We start from the raw sequence: 20655 nt of genomic DNA, 5'->3' as shown, positions 1-20655 counted from the left end.
GCAACCGACTGCCGCGCCGCGCACGCGTCACGGATGCAGCAGACGCGACGCTTCGCGCTGTTCGACCGCCACCGCGCGGCGATGGCCGTCGCGGTCCTCGGCGCGCGTGACGTAGTCGCCGAGCACGCCTTCGTGCGGCAGCAGGTGCGCGTCGAACGCGATCTTCAGCGTGCTGGCGAGCAGCAGGTCGGCCGCGGTGAAGCGGTCGCCGACGAGCCAGCGGCTGTGGGCGAGCGTTTGCGCGAGCGCACGCTGCACCCGCGTGATGTTGCCCCAGCCGAACGCGACCGGATTGCTCGACGCGCCGGTGAATTTCTCGGCCATCGCCGGTTCGAGGCAGGTGGGCGTGAAGAACATCCACTGCAGGAAGCGGCCGCGCAGCGGATCGTCGGGCGCGATGCCGAGCCCGGCGCCCGGGCAGCGATCGGCGAGATAGAGCAGCACCGCGCCCGATTCGGCGAACGGCTCGCTGCCGTCGTCGAGCGCGGGGAGCTTGGCCATCGGATTGACCTGGACGAACGCGTCGCTGCCCTGTTCGTGCGAACGCAGGTCGATCGGCACGAGCTCGTAGACGGCGCCGATTTCCTCCAGCATCCACAGCGCCCGGAATGCCCGGGTTTTGGGCCAGTAGTAGAGCTTCATCGCGCCTCCGCGTTGGGGTGTGCATGTCGATTCGGTGGATGCTCAAGCGTACCCGAGCGGGAGAGGTTCGGACAGGGGCGGGCGGCGCGAGCGGCGGATCGTGGCACGGTGTTGAGCGGCCGTTCGCGCGTGTTCGAACGGTTGGGAATGGGCGGAGAATCTCCCGCAGAGCCCCGTTCGGCGGTAGTTCATGATTTAACTAGTCATGAATTAACTAGTTATGAATTAACGAAGGAGTGCGCGGCTGAAACGAGCGCGACTACAGTGTCCGGCCGACCTTGCAGCAGCGTCGGCGCACGGGCCGCATGAGCTTGGACGAGGGTCGTCGACGGACCGCGAAATGCAGGAAACCCAGTCATCTCGCGCGGGTCGCCCGAATCATCGAATTCAAGACCAGGGAATCGCGTGCGCCGCATGCCGGTTCGATCGCACACGGAGAACAGCAACGAATGGCGAACGACGATCGCATCACGATCATTCCCCGGCGCACGCCGGAATCGGCCGCGATGCGGGCCGAGCTCGCGCGAACGATGGCAATCATCGCCCGGCTCAACCGTCTGACGTTCGACGATGCGCACGAAGTCCGCACCTTGTTCGGAGAACTGATCGGCAAGTCGATGGATGACGGCTTCCTGCTGATCCCGCCGTTCTACGCGACGGGCGGTGCCGACACACGGATCGGCCGCAACGTGTTCGTCAACCAGAACTGCACGTTCTATGACCTCGGCGGCCTCGACATCGGCGACGACGTGATGATCGGGCCAAACGTCAGCCTCATCACGTCGGGCCATCCGGTCGAGCCGTCCCGCCGGCGCGACTTCGTCGTCGCGCGGCCGATCGTGATCGGGAACAACGTGTGGATCGGCGCGGGCGCGACGATCATCGGCGGCGTGACGATCGGCGAGAACTCGGTGGTCGGCGCGGGTTCCGTCGTGACGCGCGACGTTCCGCCGGATACGCTGGTCGGTGGAAATCCGGCGCGGATCATCCGTTCGATTGCCGAGTGACGGTGCCTGCGGGCCTCTCCTGCGGCGGCGTGAATGTGGATAACCGGCGCTTCCGTCCACTCGAAACGCTGTGGATGCGAACGGTGAGTGTGTGGCCGGAGGCAGAATCGGCGGGGCTTTCCGGCATTCGACACCGGTCGTGGGCAAGTGCATGAGCCGACGTCGCCGATGCGCTGGCCGCGCATTCCTGAGCGGCGTCGGTTGTGGATATCCCGGCCCCAAAGCACTCGGCACGCTGTGATTTTCATCGGTGAGCATGACCGCATGCGGCCGGATGCGTGATGCAGGGTGTGGACAACCGTGGCTCTCAACGACGAAAAATGCTGTGCTTTCGAAGGGTGAGCGTCGGCGGCCGGTTGCGCGTGAGGCTTGCCTGGTGCGGACTTCCGGGAGTCGCGCGGGTGTCGCGCGAGAATTCGGGGCGCCGCGCATTCTAACGGCACGCGCGGATCGGCGATAGATCCGGACCCATATCACGGTGTGGATATCTCGCAGCCGAATTCACTCGAAGCGCTGTGGATTCCAATGGTGAGCGTCGGCGGCCGATTGCGCGTGAGGCTTGCCTGGTGCGGACTTCCGGGAGTCGCGCGGGTGTCGCGCGAGAATTCGGGGCGCCGCGCATTCTAACGGCACGCGCGGATCGGCGATAGATCCGGACGCGTATCGCGGTGCGGATATCTCGCAGCCGCATTCACTCGAAGCGCTGTGTATTTCAATGGTGAGCGTCGGTGGCCGATCGAGCGGTCGCGCATTCTAACCGCACTCGCGATCGCGCGTTCCCGTTCGCGTCCGTGAGCCGATGTGGATAGCCGGTCGCGGAAGCCAGTCGGCGTGCTATGTATTTCAGCGGTGAGGGCGCGTGCAAGCGGCTCAGCGGAGCTGCGCGAATCCGGGTGCACGGGCCGCCGAGCGGTTGCGGGCGAGGCTGTTCGCGCCGAAGCGGCGCCTTCGCGCGACAGAATGCCCACGCTCACCGTTGGATTTCACAGCGTCTCGACTGGTCTTGGGTTGGCCTGTCCACACCCGAATCAGCGCCCTGATTCGATCGTCGTGTCGTCGCTCACTGCTGGAATTCATAGTGTTCGGAGTCGTCGCGGGTCGGGTGATTCGCGCCCGAACCGGCGTGCTCGTTTGATTGTCTGCCTTCACTCACCGTCGAAATTCACAGCGTTTAGGGTCGTCGCGGAGCGGGCTGTTCATACCGTATTGGCGCCCTTGTTCGAGCGCGTGCGGTCACTCACCATCGAAATTCACAGTGTTTGGAGTCGTCGCGGAGAGAGCTGTCCACGCCCGAATCGGCACCGTTGTTCGAGCGCGTGCCGGTGCTCACCGTCGAAATTCACAGGGTCTGGAGTGTCCGCGGGCGCCGATATCCACATTCCTACCGGCGTCTCTGCGCGTCGATCTCGGCACGTCGCCGCTTGGTTTCCCGGTGCATTACCTGGTCGGCGGCGTGCGCTACCGCTTCGACGCGGGCCCGGCGAGCTTCACCGTGAACGCGTCGTTCGACTGCGCAGCGGCGCGCGCCGAGGCCGGACGGAGATGTGGATATCCTGCCGCCGAATCGACTCACGACCCTGTGCATCCGGAAGGTGAGGGCGAACGTCGCAGCGGCGAGGTAGGGATGCGGCGGTGTGGATATCTCCTGCCGGCATCGACTCGTCGCGCTGTGGATTTCAACGATGAGCGTCGGAATCCGCTTGAGCGGCGGACCGATTGAGGTGTGGACATCCGGCCCCCGACGCGACTCGAAACCCTGTGCGATTGAACGGTGAGCGCGATCACCAACTCGGCCGGCAGCCCCCCGCATTGTGGACATCCCGCGCCCGCAACCACTCCGAACGCTGTGAAATCGATGGGTGAGCACGCCCCCGTTCCCCCGCCCAAACCCTTGTCGCACGGGCCGCGAGCGCCCGCCGCCGCGCCCGCGGCCTGCGTCCCGCTCATCCCCCGGCCATTTCGAGGCAAGCGCCCACCCATCCCGACCGCCCCCCAACCGCCGCCCACTACCCCGCGCGAAAACTCTCTCAATTCCCGCCCGAAACCTGCGCAGTTTTTCTCACTTCGGCGCCGGCCGAGCAAGATGAGAAAAAACTTTCTCGTCTCCCCGCGAAAAAATAGAGCCATCCAGCCACCTCCGGCCGGCATCGCCCGACGCCCCGGTGCGCGGCCCAGAACAGCACAATCAGGAGACATCCCCCATGACCGCCCGCCTGCCCGTCGACGGCCCGCCCGCACTATCCGACTATCGTCTGACCGACAACCTGACCGCCACGCGCGGCCGGATCTTCCTGACCGGCACGCAGGCGCTGGTCCGCCTGTTGTTGATGCAGCGCGCATCCGACGCCGCGCAGGGGCTCAACACGGCCGGCTTCGTCAGCGGCTACCGCGGCTCGCCGCTCGGGATGGTCGACCAGCAGCTGTGGAAGGCGCAGAAACTGCTCGACGGCAGCGGCGTGCGCTTTCTGCCCGCGATCAACGAGGAACTCGGCGGCACCGCGGTGCTCGGCACGCAGCGCGTCGAGGCCGACCCGGAGCGCACCGTCGATGGCGTGTACGCGATGTGGTACGGCAAGGGCCCCGGCGTCGACCGTGCCGGCGACGCGCTCAAGCACGGCAACGCATATGGTTCGTCGCCGCACGGTGGCGTGCTGGTGGTGGCGGGCGACGACCATGGCTGCGTGTCGTCGTCGATGCCGCACCAGAGCGACTTCGCGATGATCGCGTGGCACATGCCGGTCGTGAACCCGTCGAACATCGCCGACATGCTCGAGTTCGGCCTGTACGGCTGGGCGCTGTCGCGCTATTCGGGCGCATGGGTCGGCTTCAAGGCGATCTCGGAAACCGTCGAGTCCGGCTCGACCGTCGATCTCGACGCGCTGCAGACGCAATGGCCGGCGCCGGCGGGCTTCACGCCGCCGGCGGGCGGCCTGCACAACCGCTGGCCCGACCTGCCGAGTCTCACGATCGAGGCGCGCCTCGCCGCGAAGCTCGACGCGGTGCGCCACTTCGCGCGCACCAACAGCATCGACAAGTGGATCGCCCCGAGCGCGCGGGCGAACGTCGGCATCGTCACCTGCGGCAAGGCGCACCTCGACCTGATGGAAGCGCTGCGCCGTCTCGACCTGACGGTGGCCGACCTCGACGCGGCCGGCGTGCGGATCTACAAGGTCGGCCTGTCGTATCCGCTCGAGATGACGCGCATCGAGACCTTCGTCGACGGGCTCGCCGAAGTGCTGGTGATCGAGGAGAAGGGCCCCGTCATCGAGCAGCAGATCAAGGACTACCTGTACAACCGCGCGGACGGCGCCCGCCCGCGCGTGCTCGGCAAGCACGATGCGCAGGGTGCCTGCCTGTTGTCCGAACTCGGCGAGCTGCGGCCGTCGCGGATCCTGCCGGTGTTCGCCGAATGGCTTGCGCACCACAAGCCGGCGCTCGATCGCCGCGAACGCGTCGTGGATCTCGTCGCGCCGCGGATCCTGTCGAACGAAGCGGACGCGGTGAAGCGCACGCCGTACTTCTGCTCGGGCTGCCCGCACAACACGTCGACGAAGGTGCCGAAAGGCTCGATCGCGCAGGCCGGCATCGGCTGCCACTTCATGGCGTCGTGGATGGAGCGCGACACGACGGGCCTGATCCAGATGGGCGGCGAGGGCGTCGACTGGGCCGCGCACGCGATGTTCACCAACACGAAGCACGTGTTCCAGAACCTCGGCGACGGCACCTACTTCCACTCGGGCATCCTCGCGATCCGCCAGGCGGTCGCCGCGAAGGCGAACATCACGTACAAGATCCTCTACAACGACGCGGTCGCGATGACGGGCGGCCAGCCGGTCGACGGCAGCATTTCGGTGCCGCAGATCGCGCGGCAGGTCGAGGCGGAAGGCGTGTCGCGCTTCGTCGTGGTGTCCGATGAGCCGGAGAAGTACGACGGCCATCACGGGCAGTTCCCGGCCGGCACGACGTTCCATCACCGCAGCGAGCTCGACACGGTGCAGCGCGAGCTGCGCGAGACGCCGGGCGTCACCGTGCTGATCTACGACCAGACCTGCGCGGCGGAGAAGCGTCGCCGCCGCAAGAAGGGCGAGTTCCCCGACCCGGACAAGCGCCTGTTCATCAACGACGCGGTGTGCGAAGGCTGCGGCGACTGCGGCGTGCAGTCGAACTGCCTGTCGGTCGAGCCGCTCGAGACGCCGCTCGGCCGCAAGCGCCGCATCGACCAGTCGTCGTGCAACAAGGACTACTCGTGCGTAAACGGCTTCTGCCCGAGCTTCGTGACGGTCGAAGGCGCGGCGCTGAAGAAGGCCGCGGGCGCGGCATTCGATGAAGCGGCGCTCGCCGCGCGCGTCGACGCGCTGCCGGTGCCGGCGACGCATCTCGACGCGGCGCCGTTCGACATGCTCGTGACGGGCGTCGGCGGCACGGGCGTCGTGACGGTCGGCGCGCTGATCAGCATGGCCGCGCACCTCGAGGGCAAGAGCGCGTCGGTGCTCGACTTCATGGGCTTCGCGCAGAAGGGCGGCTCGGTGCTGTCGTTCGTGCGGATCGCGTCGAGCGACAAATGGCTGAACCAGGTGCGCATCGACACGCAGCAGGCCGACGTGCTGCTCGCGTGCGACATGGTCGTCGGCGCGAGTGCCGAGGCATTGCAGACGGTGCGCCACGAGCGGTCGCGGATCGTCGTCAACACGCACCGGATTCCGAACGCGTCGTTCGTGCAGGATCCCGACGCGAACCTGCACGCGGACGCGCTGCTCGAGAAGATGCATCACGCGGCCGGCGACGGCTACCTGTCGAGCTGCGACGCGCAGGCGCTCGCCGCGAAGTTCCTCGGCGACTCGATCGGCGCGAACATCCTGATGCTCGGCTACGCATGGCAACTCGGCCTCGTGCCGGTGTCGCTCGCCGCGATGATGCGCGCGATCGAACTGAACAACGTCGCGGTGCCGATGAACAAGCTCGCGTTCTCGATCGGCCGGATGGCGGCCGGCGACGCGGCGGGCCTCGACGCATTGTGGAACGCGCGTCACACGGTGGCCGCGCAGGCCGCGCCGGAGACGCTCGCCGAACTGATCGCCGATCGTGAAGCACGCCTCGACGCATACGGTGGCGCGCGTTACGTCGAGCGCTACCGCGCACTGGTGAACGCGGCGCGCGCGAAGGGCGACGACGCACTGACGCGTGCGGTCGCGACGACGTTCTACCGGCTGCTCGCTGTGAAGGACGAATACGAGGTCGCGCGGCTGTATGCGGACGGCGCGTTCCGCACGGCGCTCGAGGCGCAGTTCGAAGGCGTGCCGGGGCAGGCCTATCGCGTGAAGTTCAACCTGGCGCCGCCGACGGTCGCGAAGGCGGGACACGACGGCAGCGCGCCGAAGAAGCGCGAGTTCGGCCAGTGGATGTGGCCGGTGTTCGGCATGCTGGCGCGCGTGCGCAGCCTGCGCGGCACGTGGCTCGATCCGTTTGGCCGCACGGCCGAGCGCAGGATGGAGCGCGCGCTCGCGGACGACTACGAGACGACGCTCACGCGCGCGCTCGCCGCGCTGACCGCCGGCAATGCGGCGCAGGTCGCTCAGCTGGCCGACTTGCACGCCCGCGTGCGCGGCTTCGGCCACGTGAAGGTGCGCAACCTGGCCGGCGTGAAGCGCGCGGAGCGCGAGCTCGCGCTGCAGCTCGGCATCGACGCGGCGACGAGCGCGGCCGTGCAGCATGCGCTCGACGAGATGAAGGGCGCGGGGATGCTGAAGGGCATTCCGGTCGTCGTCGCGAAGTAACGCGAACGCGCGGCGCGGCGATTCGCTGCGGGGACCGGGGGCGACGCGCCCGCGCGCCTGAAGGGCATTCCGGTCGTCGTCGCGAAGTAACGCGAACGGCGGCGCGGCGATTCACTGCGGGGACCGGGGGGCGACGCGCCCGCGCGCCTGAAGGGCATTCCGGTCGTCGTCGCGAAGTAACGCGAACGCGCGGCGCGGCGATTCACTGCGGGGACCGGGGAACGACGCGCCCGCGCGACGGCCGGCGGGGCGCCGCGGGCAGGCGGGCGCGTGGGTTCGCAGGCCGCCCGCCTGCCGGCCTGCGCGCTTGCGCCGCCTACGCGACGCGATTGCCGGCGATGCAGCGCGAGTAGTACGCGAGGCTGCGTTTCGGCACGCGTTGCTGCGTTGCCGGGTCGACGTGGATCAGCCCGAATTTCTTCGCGAAGCCGCTGGACCACTCCCAACTATCCATTCCGGCCCAGTAGAACAGCCCGCCGAGGCGCACACCCTGCCGATACGCGTCGTGCGCGGCGTTCAGATAGCTCGCGAGGTAGTCGATACGCGGGCCGTCGTCGACGATGCCGCCGCTCGGCGCGGGCTCGGCGATCGCGAAGCCGGTCTCGGTGACGAGGATGCGCGGCGCGCCGTAGTCGCGGTGGACGCGCAGCAGCATCTCGGACATCCCGTACGGCTCCACCGGATATCCCAGCGTCTGGATTTCGTTCGCCGGGCTGGCGGCCAGCGTGAAGCCCGCGCCGTTGGCGCCGGCCTTCACGTAGAAGCAGTTGTAATACTGCACGCCGAGAAAGTCCGGGTTTGCCGCGATCGTCGTCATGTCGCCCGGCTGCACGAGCGGCGCCAGCGCCGCCTGCAGCTCGGCCGGATAGCCCTTGCCGTACAGCGGGTCGAGAAACGCGCGATGCCAGATCGCGTCGAACTGCGCGGCGGCGGCCTGATCGGCGGCCGCATTCGTGGCCGCGTGCACCGGCCGCCCGCTGATCGTGGTGCCGACCTGCGCCGCGCCCCGCACGTTCGCACGCACGGCCTGGAACATCAGCCCCTGCGCGAGGTTCTGATGGTGGATCGCGGCGAACATCGCCCCCATGGACTGCGCGCGCGGCGGCGACGCGCCGTACGCGTAGCCGGACAGCGCGACGCCGTTGGGCTCGTTCAGCATCATCCAGTGCTTGACCCGGTCGCCGAGCCGGCGCGACACCTGCTCCGCGTAGTCGGCCAGCCGGTACGCGATGTCGCGGTCGCGAAAATCGCCGGCCCACACCGGAATGTCCCAGTGAAACAGCGTCAGGTAGGGCGTGAGGTGCTGCTCCAGCATCGCGTCGACCATGCGATCGTAGGTGGCGAGGCCCGTTTCGCTCGCCGCGCCGGGGCCGTCCGGCTGCACGCGCGGCCACGCGGTCGAGAACCGGAACGCCTGGACGCCCGCGTTCGCGAGCAGCGAGAGGTCGCCCGGGTAGCGTTTCTCGAAATCGATGCAGCGCGCATTCGTCGAGCCGTCGGTGATCGTGCCGGGCTGGTCGGCGAACACGTCCCAGTTGCTGCGTCCGCGGCCGTCGCGGCTTTCGATTTGCGGCGCCGCGGTGGCGACGCCCCACACGAAGTCGTCGGCGAAGCGGGCGGAGGCGTCGGAGTCGATCGAATCGCCGCCGCAGGCGGACAGCATGCCGCTGCCGAGCATGGCGGTGCCTTGCGCCAGAAATCGTCGGCGGCTCTGAAGCGAGATGGGTTTGATCATGGGCTTACTCGTTTTTCGGCGAATGGCATCCGCGTTTTTGATTAGGATTGCGATTAAAGAGGCATGAGGCGCGGCGAAGTGCGCGCGCGCCGGATCAATGCGTCCGGCCCTCGACGTTCGCTGAAGACACATGGGATGAGCGGGCCTGAGGGAATCGTCCGGCCCGGCATGCATGCGGGCGCCGGTATCGTGACGGCCCGCAACAAATAATAAGGACGTCCCGTTTAATTTTTTTGAATATGCCGCCGGTCGAATCCCGGCCTCTAGAGGGAGGCGTCTAGTCCGGCGTTGCATGCGACGGGCGTCGCAGCAGGCCGCTGCGCGGCCCCATCGTCAGACGATGCCTTTCTTGCGCGTCGACAGCGCCGTTTCCGACAGGTCGATCTCGCGAATCAGCTTCGTCAGCGTCTCGTCGGAAATCTTGCTTTCGCCGCGCAGCCGGTACAGCACCGAGCGTTCCGCGCGCACCGCCGCGATCCGCATCTGCAGTTCCATCGTCTCGGTCTGCTTCGCTTCCGCGCGCGGCGTCGGGCCGTCCTCGGCGAGTGCGGCCAGACGGCGGCGATACTGGTCCATTACACGCGCGGAGATGTCCGCGCAGCGGGCGGCGCCCGATTCGTCGAGATCGGCCGAGATCGCGTCGTGCGACGAGTCGATCGCGCGAATCGCGGCCTGCGCGGCGGCCGCGCGCGCGGTGCGTTCCTCGTCGGCGAGCGGGTTGCGCGTCGAGCGCACGCCGCGCAGCAGCAGCGGCAGCCCGATCACCGCGACGATCAGCGAACCGAGTATCACCGCCGACGCGACGAAGATCGCGGTGTCCCGCCCCGGCAGCGGTGCGCCGTTGGACAGTGCGACGGGGATCGACAGCACGCCCGCGAGCGTGACCGCGCCGCGCACGCCGCCGACCGTCATCACCGCGATCGTGCGGATGCCGGCCATCGTGCCCGTGAGGCCGTGGCGCGCGGCGCGGCGGCTCGCGATCCAGCGCAGCAGCCAGACCCACAGGAAGCGGATCGCATACAGCGCGAGCATCATCGCGCACACGTTGAAGATCATCCGGCCGACGAGCGCGTCGCTCGTGTGGTGCGCGTCGACGAGCGCGCGGCCGATGATGTGCGGCAACTGCAGCCCGAGCATGATGAACACCATGCCGTTGAACACGAACTCGATCATCGCCCACGTGCTTTCGGCACGCACGCGCGACGCGACGGTGCTTTTGCGGGAGAAGCTGGTGTAGTTCATCATCATCCCGGCCGACACGGCCGCGAGCACGCCCGACAGGTCGAGGTGCTCGGCGAACAGATAGGCGGCGAACGGCACGAGCAGCGTCATCACGATGCCGGGGGCCGGGTCGCCTTCCTGCTCGGCGTTCAGGAAGCGCGTCGACAGCGCGCTGAACAGCCACGCGACGATCGCGCCCGTCGCCAGGCCGCCGGCGGCGACGATCACGAACGTGATCGACGCCTCGCGCAGCGAGAACACGCCCGTGAGCGCGGCCGCGACTGCGAACTTCAGCGCGACGAGGCCCGACGCGTCGTTCATCAGCGCCTCGCCTTCGAGGATGTGCATCAGTTGCGGCGGAATCCGGCCACGGCCGGCGATGCCCGACAGCGCGACCGCGTCGGTGGGCGACAGCACGGCCGCGAGCGCGAACGCGATCGGCAGCGGCAACTCGGGTATCAGCCAGTGCGCGAAGTAGCCGACTGCGAGTACGGTCATGAACACGAGCCCGAACGCGAGCATCAGGATCGCACGGCGCTGCAGGTACAGCTCGCGTTTCGGAATCCGCCAGCCGTCCGCGAACAGCAGCGGCGGAATGAACAGCAGCATGAAGATTTCGGGATCGAACGTGACGTGCAGATTGAGTTTCGGCCACGCGAGCATCGCGCCGAACGCGATCTGCATCAGCGGCAGCGGAAGCCGCAACGGCAGCACGCGCGTGGCCGCGCCGGACAGCGCGACGGTGAGCAGCAGAATCAGGACTGTAAAGACGATTTCCATCGATACGGCAATTGTGGAGAATGAAACGATCGGACGGAGTGTAGCGTGACGGCGTGACGGGTGCGTTCGAGTGCGCCGGTGCGCATGCACGCAAACGGTGCATCCGGCCTGCGCCACGCTGGTGCGGCGGCGCCGCACGCAGGCGTGGCGCGCGTGTTCAGGGCTTGCACGAAGCTTGCTTGATGCTTGCGTACCGTCCGGCACCGGCCGGACAACCGAGGATTCGACCATGACATTGCGCGCGCCATTTCGAACCACCGCCGCGTTCGGCTGCATCGCCAGGAGGAAGCCATGACGATCGTGCAGCAGGAGCGCCCGGCCACCGCGTCGCCGTATCGTTTCGAGCGGGAGATGAGCTCCGGCCTCGAACGCCTGGCGACGCGGCATCGCGACCTGACGCTCACGACCGTGTTTCAGCCGATCTTCAGCCTGTCGCACCAGCGTGCGGTGGGCTACGAGGCGCTGTTGCGCGCGCATGACGTGCTTGACCGCGCGGTGTCGCCGCTCGACGTGTTCGGCGAGGCCGCGCGCCAGGGCGAGCTGCTGCAGCTCGACCGGCTCGCGCAGGCGCTGCACCTCGAGAACTTCGCGCTGCTCGGCGCCGAGCGCGAGTGGCTGTTCCTCAACGTGCATCCGGGCGTGCTCACCGATCCGTTCCAGGCCGCCGCGCTGCTCGCGAACCTGAAGCGGATCGGCATGCCGCCGCGCCGCGTCGTGCTCGAAGTGCTCGAGCAGCGCGCGGAAGACGTCGAGCGGCTCGCCGACGCCGTGCGCGAGTTCCGCGCGCAGGGCTTCCTGATCGCGCTCGACGATTTCGGCGCCGGCCACTCGAACCTCGAGCGGATCTGGCAGCTGAACCCGGACATCGTGAAGCTCGACCGGATCATGCTGTCCCACGCGGCGCACCGCACGGGGCTCACCGCGATCCTGCACGGGCTCGTCACGCTGCTGCACGAGGCCGGCAAGCTGGTGCTCGTCGAAGGGATCGAGACCGAGCACGACGCGCAGATCGCGCTGTCGTGCGAGGCCGATTTCGTGCAGGGCTATTACTTCGGCCGCCCGGCGCCCGGGCTGCCCGACAGCGCGGCGGCGACCGGCTGCATCGGCGAGCTGACCGAGCGCTTTCGTGAGCAGACCGAAGCGCGCGAGCGGCGCGACGCGCAGCGGCTCGCGCCGTACCTGCGCGCGTTCGAGCGCGCGGCCGAGCGGGTGGCGGCCGGCGAGCCGCTCGACGAGGTGTGCTGGAACTTCCTCGCGCTCGACGCCGCCGCGCGCTGCTTCCTGCTCGACGCGCGGGGCCGCCAGGCGGGCCGCAACGTCGTGCTGCGCGCGGACCGCGCGCTCGCCGAGGCGCGCTTCTCGCCGCTGTCGGATGCGCAGGGTGCGAACTGGCTGCGCCGGCCGTACTTCCGCACGGCGATCGCCGAGCCCGGACGCGTGCAGGTGACGCGTCCGTACCTGTCGATCAACGAGGCGCAGCCGTGCGTGACGCTGTCGGTGGCCGTGCGCATCGGCGACGCGCAGCACGTGCTGTGCGGCGATATCGACTGGGTCGACGAGGAGATCGGCGGCGCATAGCGCGGGCGGCGTGCAGGCGCCGCGCTGGCGCGGTTCACGCCGCTCGGCTAGGATGCGCGAATTGTCCTGACGATTCGCGAGCCGCCGATGAACCGTACCGCCCGTTCCTCCGTCCTCCTCGAAGTGATCGCCACGACCGTCGGCGACGCGAAGGCCGCCGCCCGCGCGGGGGCCGACCGCCTCGAACTCGTGACCGCGATCACCGAGGGCGGGCTCACGCCGAGCGTCGGCCTGATCGAGGCCGTCGTGGCCGCGGTGCCGATTCCCGTCAACGTGATCGTGCGCCCGCACAGCCGGTCGTTCGTCTACGACGCCGACGATCTGCGCGTGATCGAACGCGACGTGCGCGCGGCCGTCGCGGCGGGCGCGAACGGCGTCGTGTTCGGTGCGCTCGATGCGCGCGGCGACGTCGATCTCGGCGCGCTCGCCCGCATCGCGGCCGCCGCGGACGGGCGCGACCTGACGTTCCATCGCGCGTTCGACGTGTCGCGCGACCTGAACGCCGCATTCGATGCGCTGCTGCGCGTGCCGGCCGTCACGTCGGTGCTGACGTCGGGCGGCCATCCGTCGGTGCTCGACGCCGTCGCGACGATCACGCGGATGGTGCGGCAGGCGGCCGGCTCGACCTGCACGGTGCTGGCCGGCTCGGGGCTCACGGTCGATGCGGTCGGCGATTTCGTCCGCGCGACCGGCGTGCGCGCGGTGCATTTCGGCTCGGGCGTGCGGGTGCGCGGCGAGGTGCTGGCGCCCGTCGACGCCCAGCAGGTCGAGCGCGTGCGCGCGGCGCTCGACGGCGCGGCGGCGCACGTGTGACGCGCACGCTTCGCGATGCGCAGGGCAACGCGGCGCAGACGATCGGGTGAAAAAAAGCCGGGGCATGCCCCGGCTTTTTCGTTGGTACGTGGTGGTGCCGCTTACGCGTTCGCCTGCATCGCGTCCGCGTCGCTCGCGCGGATGCCGAGGCGCTCGAACAGCGCGCGATCCTTCTGCGACTGCGGGTTGCTCGTCGTCAGCAGCTGGTCGCCGTAGAACATCGAGTTCGCGCCGGCGAGGAAGCACATCGCCTGCAGCCCGTCGTCGAGCTGCTCGCGGCCGGCCGACAGGCGCACGACGGCCTTCGGCATCGTGATCCGCGCAACCGCGATCGTGCGCACGAATTCGAACGGGTCGAGCGGTGCGGTGCCTTCGAGCGGCGTGCCTTCGATCGCGACGAGGTTGTTGATCGGGACCGAATCCGGATACGGATTCAGGTTCGCGAGCTGCGAGATCAGGCCCGCGCGTTCGCGGCGCGATTCGCCCATCCCGATGATGCCGCCGCAGCACACGTTGATGCCCGCATCGCGCACGCGGTCGAGCGTGTCGAGGCGATCCTGGTAGGTGCGCGTCGAGATCACCTGGCCGTAGAACTCCGGCGACGTGTCGAGGTTGTGGTTGTAGTAGTCGAGGCCCGCGTTCGCGAGTTCCTGCGCCTGCTCGTCTTCCAGCATGCCGAGCGTCATGCAGGTTTCGAGGCCGAGTTCCTTCACGCCACGCACCATCTCGGTCAGCGCCGGCATGTGGCGCTCCTTCGGGTTGCGCCACGCGGCGCCCATGCAGAAGCGGCTCGCGCCGTTCGCCTTCGCCGCGCGCGCGGCGTCGAGCACCGCGTCGACGTCCATCAGCTTCTCGGCCTTCAGGCCGGTGTCGTGGTGCGACGATTGCGAGCAGTAGCCGCAATCTTCCTCGCAGCCGCCCGTCTTGATCGACAGCAGCGTCGACAGCTGCACCGCGTTCGCGTCGAAGTGTTCGCGATGCACCTGCTGCGCGCGGAAGATCAGGTCGTTGAACGGCAGCTCGAACAGCGCGACGACGTCGGCGACGCGCCAGCGCTGCGAGGCCGGAGCGGCCACGGGAATCGCGTCGGGTTGCACGGTGGCGGTCTGGGCTTGGGTCATATCGTTTTCCTGTCCTGGACGGGGATGAGGGATCGGGGGATCTGTTTCTGTTGGGTCAATGCTGCGCGGCGCGCAGCGTCTCGACGAGCGCGGCGATGTCGAGCATCGCCGTGGCGGATTCGGCGGCGGCCGGGCTCATGTGCGGAATGCGGCCGAGCAGCGGCGCGCCGTGCTCGCGGGCGAGCCAGTCGCGCATCGTCGCGACGTTCTCGTCGGGGAACGACATCGCCGGGTCGACGTGGTTCGCGACCCAGCCGGCGATGCGCAGGCCGCGCGCGGCGATCGCGTCGGCGGTGAGCAGCGCATGGCTGATGCAGCCGAGCCGCACGCCGACGACGAGCACGACGGGCACGCCGAGCGCGACCGCGAGATCGGCCATGTCCTGCGTGTCGTTCAGCGGCACGCGAAAGCCGCCGGCGCCTTCGACGACGACGATATCCGCGCGCGTCAGCGCTTCGCGATGGCACGCGACGATCGTGTCGATGTCGAGCGTCACGCCTTCTTGTGCCGCGACGATATGCGGCGCGGCGGGTGCCTTCAGCAGGAACGGCGTGCGCAGTTCGGGCGGCAGCACGACGTTCGCGGCTGCGTCGAGCTGGTCAGCGTCCTCGTTGCGCCACACGCCGTCGCGTTCATACGCGCCCGCCGCGACGGGCTTCAGCGCGGCTGCACGCAGGCCATGCCGCGCGAAGCCGTGCAGCATCGCAGCCGAGACGAAGGTCTTGCCGATTTCGGTGTCGGTGCCGGTGACGAACAGCGAGAGCGGGGCGGTCATGCCGCAGTCTCCCGCCGGGCCGCCCCAAGGGAGGCTGCAGCCCCCTCGGGGGGCAGCGAACGCAGTGAGCGTGGGGGCTGTTCTGCCTCCCGCCGGGTCTGCCCCTCGCTGGCTTCGATCAAGGCTGCTTCGAGCCGTGCGAGATCGTCGAACGAATGCGCTGCCGACAGTGATACGCGCAGCCGCGACGTGCCGACGGGCACCGTCGGCGGCCGGATCGCGGGCACCCACAGGCCGTGCGCGTCGAGCGAGCGCATCGCCGCGAGCGTCGCGTCGTTGCTGCCGATCACGAGCGGCTGCACGGCCGTGTGCGAGTCGACCGGCTGCCAGCGCGTCATGTGCAGCAGCGCGCGCGTGCGCTCGATCAGCGCGGCGAGGTGCGCGCGTCGCGCGTCGCCTTCGTCGCCGGCGATTACCTTCAGGCTCGCCGATACCGCATGCGCGACGGCCGGTGGCGCGGCCGTCGTGAAGATGTAGCTGCGCGCACGCTGGATCATCCATTCGATCACGGTCTCGTGCGCGATCACGAACGCGCCCGCGACGCCGGCTGCCTTGCCGAGCGTGCCGACGTAGATCAGGTTCGGCGAGCGCAGCGCGGCGGCCGCGAGCGCGCCGCGGCCCTGGGGCCCCAGCACGCCGAAGCCGTGCGCGTCGTCGACGACGAGCCACGCGCCGTGGCGTTCGGCCAGCGCGACGAGTTCGGCGAGCGGCGCGATGTCGCCATCCATGCTGAACACGGTGTCGCTGACGATCAGTTTCGTGTCGGCGTCGGACGCGTCGAGCAGCGCGGCGAGCGCGGCCGTGTCCGCATGCGGATAGACCTGTACGTTCGCGCGCGACAGCCGCATGCCGTCGATCAGCGACGCATGATTAAGCGCATCGGAGAAGATCGTCGCGCCCTTGCCGGTGAGCGCCGTCATCGCGGCGAGGTTCGCCATGTAGCCGGTGCTGAAGTACAGCGCGCGCGGCGCGTCGGAGAAGCCGCCCGAGAAGGCCGCGAGTTCCTCTTCGAGCGTTGCGTGCGCACGCGAATGGCCGCCGAGCAGATGCGAGCCGCCGCTGCCGGAGCCATAGCGCCGCGCGCCTTCGGCGAACGCGGCGACGAGCGCCGGATGCGCGGCGAGGCCGAGATAGTCGTTACTCGCGAAGCCGACGATGTCGCGGCCGTCGACGCGCATGTGCGCGTCGCACGCGGTGTCGGCGGTGCGGCGCACGCGGCGCAACCCTTGTGCGTCGAGCTCGGCGAGGCCGCGTTGCAGCGTATCGAGCAGGTTCGTTGCTGCCGCCCCCTCGGGGGGCAGCGGACGAAGGGAGCCTGGGGCCGTTTGTGTCATTGCATGATCTCCGCGAGCGTCGCATCCAGCGTGTCGCGCGTGCGTTGCGCGAGCCACGCGATGTCGTCGTCGCTCATCACATACGGCGGCATCAGGTACACGGTCGTGCCGATCGGACGCAGCAGCAGTTCGCGTTCGAGCGCGCGCTCGAAGAAGCGCCGCGAGAAGCCGCGTGCCGCGTCGCCGTCGAGCGCGACGTCGAATGCGAACAGCGTGCCGCGCTCGCGCAGGTGACGCACCTGCGGATGCGCGTCGAGCGGCGCGAGCGCGGCGCGCATCGCGGCCGACTTGCGCGCGTTGCCGGCGAGCACGTCGTCGCGCGCGAACAGGTCGAGCGTCGCGACCGCCGCGCGGCACGCGAGCGGGTTGCCGGTGTACGAATGCGAATGCAGGAAGCCGCGCGTCGTGTCGTCGTCGTAGAAGGCCGCGAACACGTCGTCGCGCGTGAGCACGAGCGATAGCGGCAGGTAGCCGCCGCTGATGCCTTTCGACAGGCACAGGAAATCGGGCCAGACGCCGGCCTGTTCGCACGCGAAGAAGGTGCCGGTGCGGCCGCAGCCGACCGCGATCTCGTCGGCGATCAGGTGCACGCCGAACTCGTCGCACAGCGCGCGCAGCCCGCGCACGTACGACGGATCATGCATCGCCATGCCGGCCGCGCATTGCACGAGCGGCTCGACGATCAGCGCGGCGATCCGGTCCGCGCGTTCGGCGAACAGGCGCCGCACGTCGTCGAGCGCGCGGCCCGCAACGTCGGCGGCCGTTTCGCCCGGCTGCGCGCCGCGTGCGTCGGGCGACGCGACCACGTGCGCGTTGCGGATCAGCGGGTCGTACGCATCCTTGAACAGCGCCACGTCGGTCACGCCGAGCGCGCCGATGGTCTCGCCGTGATAGCTGTTCGCGACGCACACGAATTCGCGCTTGTCCGCGCGGCCGCGGTTGCGCCACGCGTGGAAGCTCATCTTCAGCGCGATCTCGACCGCCGACGCGCCGTCCGACGCGAAGAACGCATGGCCGAGCGTGCGCGCGGTGAGCACATGCAGCCGCTCGGCGAGCTCGATCGCCGGCTCGTGCGTGCAGCCGGCGAGCATCGCGTGCTCGAGCGTGTCGAGCTGGTCCTTCAGCGCCGCGTTGATGTCCGGGTTCGCATGGCCGAACAGATTCACCCACCACGAGCTGATCGCATCGAAGTAGCGGCGGCGGTCGCGGTCGTACAGCCACACGCCGGCGCCGCGCGCGACGGGAATGAGCGGCAGGCGCTCGTGGTGCTTCATCTGGGTGCAGGGATGCCAGACCGCGCGCAGGCTGCGCGCGACCCAGTCGTCAGTGGCTGGCGTACTCAAGGCGACTCCGGGGGGTAAAACGGCGGCGGGCATCGAACGGATGCCGCGCGGCGACAGACGGAAAACGCGCTGAGATTAGCGTGTTCCGCCGCGCGTTGCACTACCGGTTACAAACGCCGCAAAGCCTTGCCGGGCGGGAGTTCGGCGCAGATCCGGGGTGCTCGGAACGGTACGCGCCAGATATCCCGAAATGCGCGCAGATGACGACGTTCGAGTGAGACCCCCCGACAGAAAAAAATCGTTGGGCGGACCGGCTCGCGAGGACCAAAAATCGGGGCGGGAAGGAAAAAGGGCGCGAGGTGCGACGCAATGCATGTGGTGGCGGGCGAATGGATGAGGAATCGGGCGCAGGGGATCGGGAAAGGCGCCGGGAAACGGCTTCACGGGTATCGTGGGCGCGCGCCCTTCGGCGGCCCACATGATCCGGCGAACGGGCAGGCGAACGCCGCTGCGGGCCGTGCGAGCGTTCAGTACAGGGAGAGGAGCGAGAAGGGGACGATGCCGAAAGCACCGGATCGCCGGCGTCGCGATATGCGAACGCCGCTGCGGGCCACGCGAGCGTTCAGTACAGGGAGAGGAGCGAAGGGGACGATGCCGAAAGCACCGGATCGCGGGCGTCGCGATATGCGAACGCCGCTGCGGGCCGCGCGAGCGTTCAGTACAGGGAGAGCAGAGAAGGGAACGATGCCGAAAGCGCCAAATCCCGGCCGTCGCGATTCGCGCGTCAGCGCGACGCCAGCGCGTGCGTATCGGCGTCGCCGTTGTCGGCCGTCTGCGTCGCGCCGTTCCACACGACGCGGTCGTTGACCGCATACAGCCGGCATGCGCCCGCACCTTGCTTCGTGCAGTTGTCGAGCGCGAGTGCCATCGGGTCGTCGCCGCCTTCGGCCCATGACCACGCGCCTTCGGCGGACACCGCGAACGCGCGGCTCGGATGCTGGCTCAGGAAGCGGCGATAGCCTTCGCGGCCGGCCGCGTCGAGGAACGGCACTGCCTCGACCGCGTCGATCGACGCGTAGCCGGTCGCATTCGGTTCGTGCGGGTTCGCGACCGCATAGCGCACCGAGGTCGGCAGGTTCAGGTCCGCGAGGAACGCATGCACGGCCGGCCACCACACGGGCACGCCGTCGCGGTCGACGATCAGCCGGTGCGCGTCGTCCTTGTAGCGGCCGAAATCGATGAATTGCGCCTGCGTGCCGTGCGAAACGTATGCGTCGTGCATCTGCGCGACGAGCGCGGGCGTCCACACCGAATCGTTGTCGCCGTACAGCCACAGCGAGCGCACGGCCGTATGCGCGCCGTACTGGTCGAATGCTTCGACGAGATTGCGCTGCCAGCCGTCGCAGAGGTCCTGGCGCAGCCCGCCGGAGAAGTTGACGATGCCGCGCACGCCGGGCGCCGCTTCGGTGCCGTACGCGACCGAAGCGAGGCCGCCATGCGACGTGCCGGCGACGACGATGCGCGACGCATCGACGTACGACTGACGCGACATGTAGCGGACCGTCGCGGCGACGTCGGCGGCCTGCGCGAGGCCGTTCTTGCCGACGTTGCAGCCTTCCTGCTGGTACGTGCCGCCCGACCCGGCGAAGCCTTGTCGGTTCGGCGCGATCACCGCATAGCCGCGGCGCACGAATTCACGGGCGAACGCGAGCGGCCGGCTGCGCGGCTGCAGATGGAGATCGCCGGTGTTCTTGCCGTGGTTGAAGACGACGAGCGGGAAGGGGCCGGGGCCGTCCGGCTTGAACAGCGTGGCCTCGAGCATCACGGTGCCCGACGCATCGGCCGGAATGCTGATGACTTGTTCGTTGAGGTTCGCGGCGACTTGCGGGAGGCGCGAATCGCCGTAATCGAAGCGCTCGGCATGGGCGAGCGAGCCGCCGGCCGCGGCCGCGCCGGCATTTGCGTTCGGCAGCGCACCGGCCTGAGCGGCCGACAGCGCACAGGCCGCCATCCATCCCACCAATACTTTGCTGAACGCCATTCGTAAGCCCTGCCATGCAACATGACCAATCCGAAGGGCCATCGTAGCCCGACAAATTCAGGTTGTGCAATGCGGGAATTACCCGGCGTCTGACACGGCAACTATTTGTCAGCGTTCACTTACTTCGCCGTCGACATAACGCCAGAAACCGTGCTCGTCGCGGGTGAAGCGACTGGTCTCGTGGATCCGGTACGCGCGCCCGCCGACCTTGTAGCGGGCCACGAATTCGACCTCCGCGTGCCGTTCGTCGAGCGGCGCATGGCGTTTGACCGCGAGGCCGAGCCAGCGCGGCGCGTCGGGCGCATTCGGGTCGGCATCGAGATCGGCCGGGCAGGTGCGCGCGTCCCAGGTCGCGCGCAGGTAGTCGGTCGCGCCGAGCACGTACGCGCTGTACCGCGAACGCATCAACTCGAGCGCGGTGGGCGCGGCTTCGCCGCCGTCGATGAAGCGGCCGCAACACGCCGCATAGCGCGGGGCCGGGGCTTTGCCGGCAGGAGTGGGGGACGCGCCGCCGCACGGGCACGCGTCAGGTCGGGTCAAAATCATGCGAA

13 protein-coding genes and 1 pseudogene are annotated in these 20655 nt (G+C 69.0%); 5 read left to right on the top strand and 9 right to left on the bottom strand.

Going from position 1 to position 20655, the window contains the following annotated elements; genetic code table 11:
• Positions 1 to 27: 27 nt before the first annotated feature.
• The gene (locus ACVK00_RS13090; RefSeq protein ID WP_228905953.1) at positions 28 to 642 is read right to left on the bottom strand and encodes a glutathione S-transferase family protein; all 615 of its coding nucleotides are present in this window, start codon (positions 640 to 642) and stop codon (positions 28 to 30) included.
• A gap of 449 nt (positions 643 to 1091) precedes the next feature.
• Here ACVK00_RS13090 and ACVK00_RS13085 point away from each other — a divergent pair, with 449 nt between their 5' ends.
• From ACVK00_RS13085 to ACVK00_RS13075, 3 genes and pseudogenes are all read left to right on the top strand, one after another.
• A complete protein-coding gene (locus tag ACVK00_RS13085; protein WP_284894295.1) occupies positions 1092 to 1649 on the top strand; it encodes a sugar O-acetyltransferase in 558 nt (185 codons plus the stop codon).
• A gap of 1390 nt (positions 1650 to 3039) precedes the next feature.
• Positions 3040 to 3156, top strand: a pseudogene (locus tag ACVK00_RS13080) (cellulose synthase subunit BcsC-related outer membrane protein); the annotation flags it as partial.
• A gap of 694 nt (positions 3157 to 3850) precedes the next feature.
• On the top strand, positions 3851 to 7423 hold the full coding sequence (locus ACVK00_RS13075; protein ID WP_284894296.1) for an indolepyruvate ferredoxin oxidoreductase family protein: 3573 nt from the start codon (positions 3851 to 3853) through the stop codon (positions 7421 to 7423).
• 316 nt (positions 7424 to 7739) lie between these two features.
• On the opposite strand, the gene ACVK00_RS13070 is transcribed toward ACVK00_RS13075, so the two are convergent.
• Positions 7740 to 9158 carry a glycoside hydrolase family 1 protein gene (locus tag ACVK00_RS13070; RefSeq protein ID WP_354122873.1) on the bottom strand — a complete coding sequence of 473 codons (1419 nt, stop codon included), beginning with the start codon at positions 9156 to 9158 and terminating at the stop codon, positions 7740 to 7742.
• A gap of 333 nt (positions 9159 to 9491) precedes the next feature.
• Entirely contained in the window at positions 9492 to 11159 is a 1668-nt protein-coding gene (locus ACVK00_RS13065) for a Na+/H+ antiporter (protein WP_284894298.1), read from the bottom strand.
• Positions 11160 to 11450: 291 nt separating this feature from the next.
• Between ACVK00_RS13065 and ACVK00_RS13060 the strand changes: the two genes are divergently transcribed.
• Positions 11451 to 12737, top strand: coding sequence for a sensor domain-containing phosphodiesterase (locus ACVK00_RS13060; RefSeq protein ID WP_228905938.1), 1287 nt, complete (start codon positions 11451 to 11453; stop codon positions 12735 to 12737).
• Between the two features lie 87 nt (positions 12738 to 12824).
• Positions 12825 to 13550, top strand: coding sequence for a copper homeostasis protein CutC (locus ACVK00_RS13055; protein ID WP_284894299.1), 726 nt, complete (start codon positions 12825 to 12827; stop codon positions 13548 to 13550).
• Positions 13551 to 13651: 101 nt separating this feature from the next.
• Here ACVK00_RS13055 and bioB read toward each other — a convergent pair whose 3' ends face one another.
• The 6 genes from bioB to ACVK00_RS13025 form a co-directional block, all read right to left on the bottom strand.
• Positions 13652 to 14671 (bottom strand): biotin synthase BioB, encoded by a 1020-nt coding sequence (gene bioB, locus ACVK00_RS13050; RefSeq protein WP_006750874.1) that lies wholly within the window; start codon positions 14669 to 14671, stop codon positions 13652 to 13654.
• A gap of 55 nt (positions 14672 to 14726) precedes the next feature.
• Positions 14727 to 15446, bottom strand: a complete 720-nt coding sequence (gene bioD, locus ACVK00_RS13045; protein ID WP_284894300.1) for a dethiobiotin synthase — start codon at positions 15444 to 15446, stop codon at positions 14727 to 14729.
• A complete protein-coding gene (gene bioF, locus ACVK00_RS13040; protein ID WP_284894301.1) occupies positions 15443 to 16780 on the bottom strand; it encodes an 8-amino-7-oxononanoate synthase in 1338 nt (445 codons plus the stop codon). Before bioF ends, bioD begins: the two co-directional genes overlap by 4 nt.
• Entirely contained in the window at positions 16777 to 18123 is a 1347-nt protein-coding gene (gene bioA, locus ACVK00_RS13035; protein WP_228905928.1) for an adenosylmethionine--8-amino-7-oxononanoate transaminase, read from the bottom strand. Before bioA ends, bioF begins: the two co-directional genes overlap by 4 nt.
• Positions 18124 to 18847: 724 nt before the next feature.
• Positions 18848 to 20104 (bottom strand): dienelactone hydrolase family protein, encoded by a 1257-nt coding sequence (locus tag ACVK00_RS13030; protein WP_228905926.1) that lies wholly within the window; start codon positions 20102 to 20104, stop codon positions 18848 to 18850.
• Between the two features lie 108 nt (positions 20105 to 20212).
• The gene (locus ACVK00_RS13025) at positions 20213 to 20650 is read right to left on the bottom strand and encodes a YchJ family protein (RefSeq protein ID WP_284894302.1); all 438 of its coding nucleotides are present in this window, start codon (positions 20648 to 20650) and stop codon (positions 20213 to 20215) included.
• Between the last annotated feature and the right edge of the window lie 5 nt (positions 20651 to 20655).

It is taken from the genome of Burkholderia sp. PvR073, assembly GCF_054055695.1.
The sequence above is the reverse complement of the archived record's forward strand: the minus strand, read 5'-3'. Positions and strand labels throughout refer to the sequence as shown.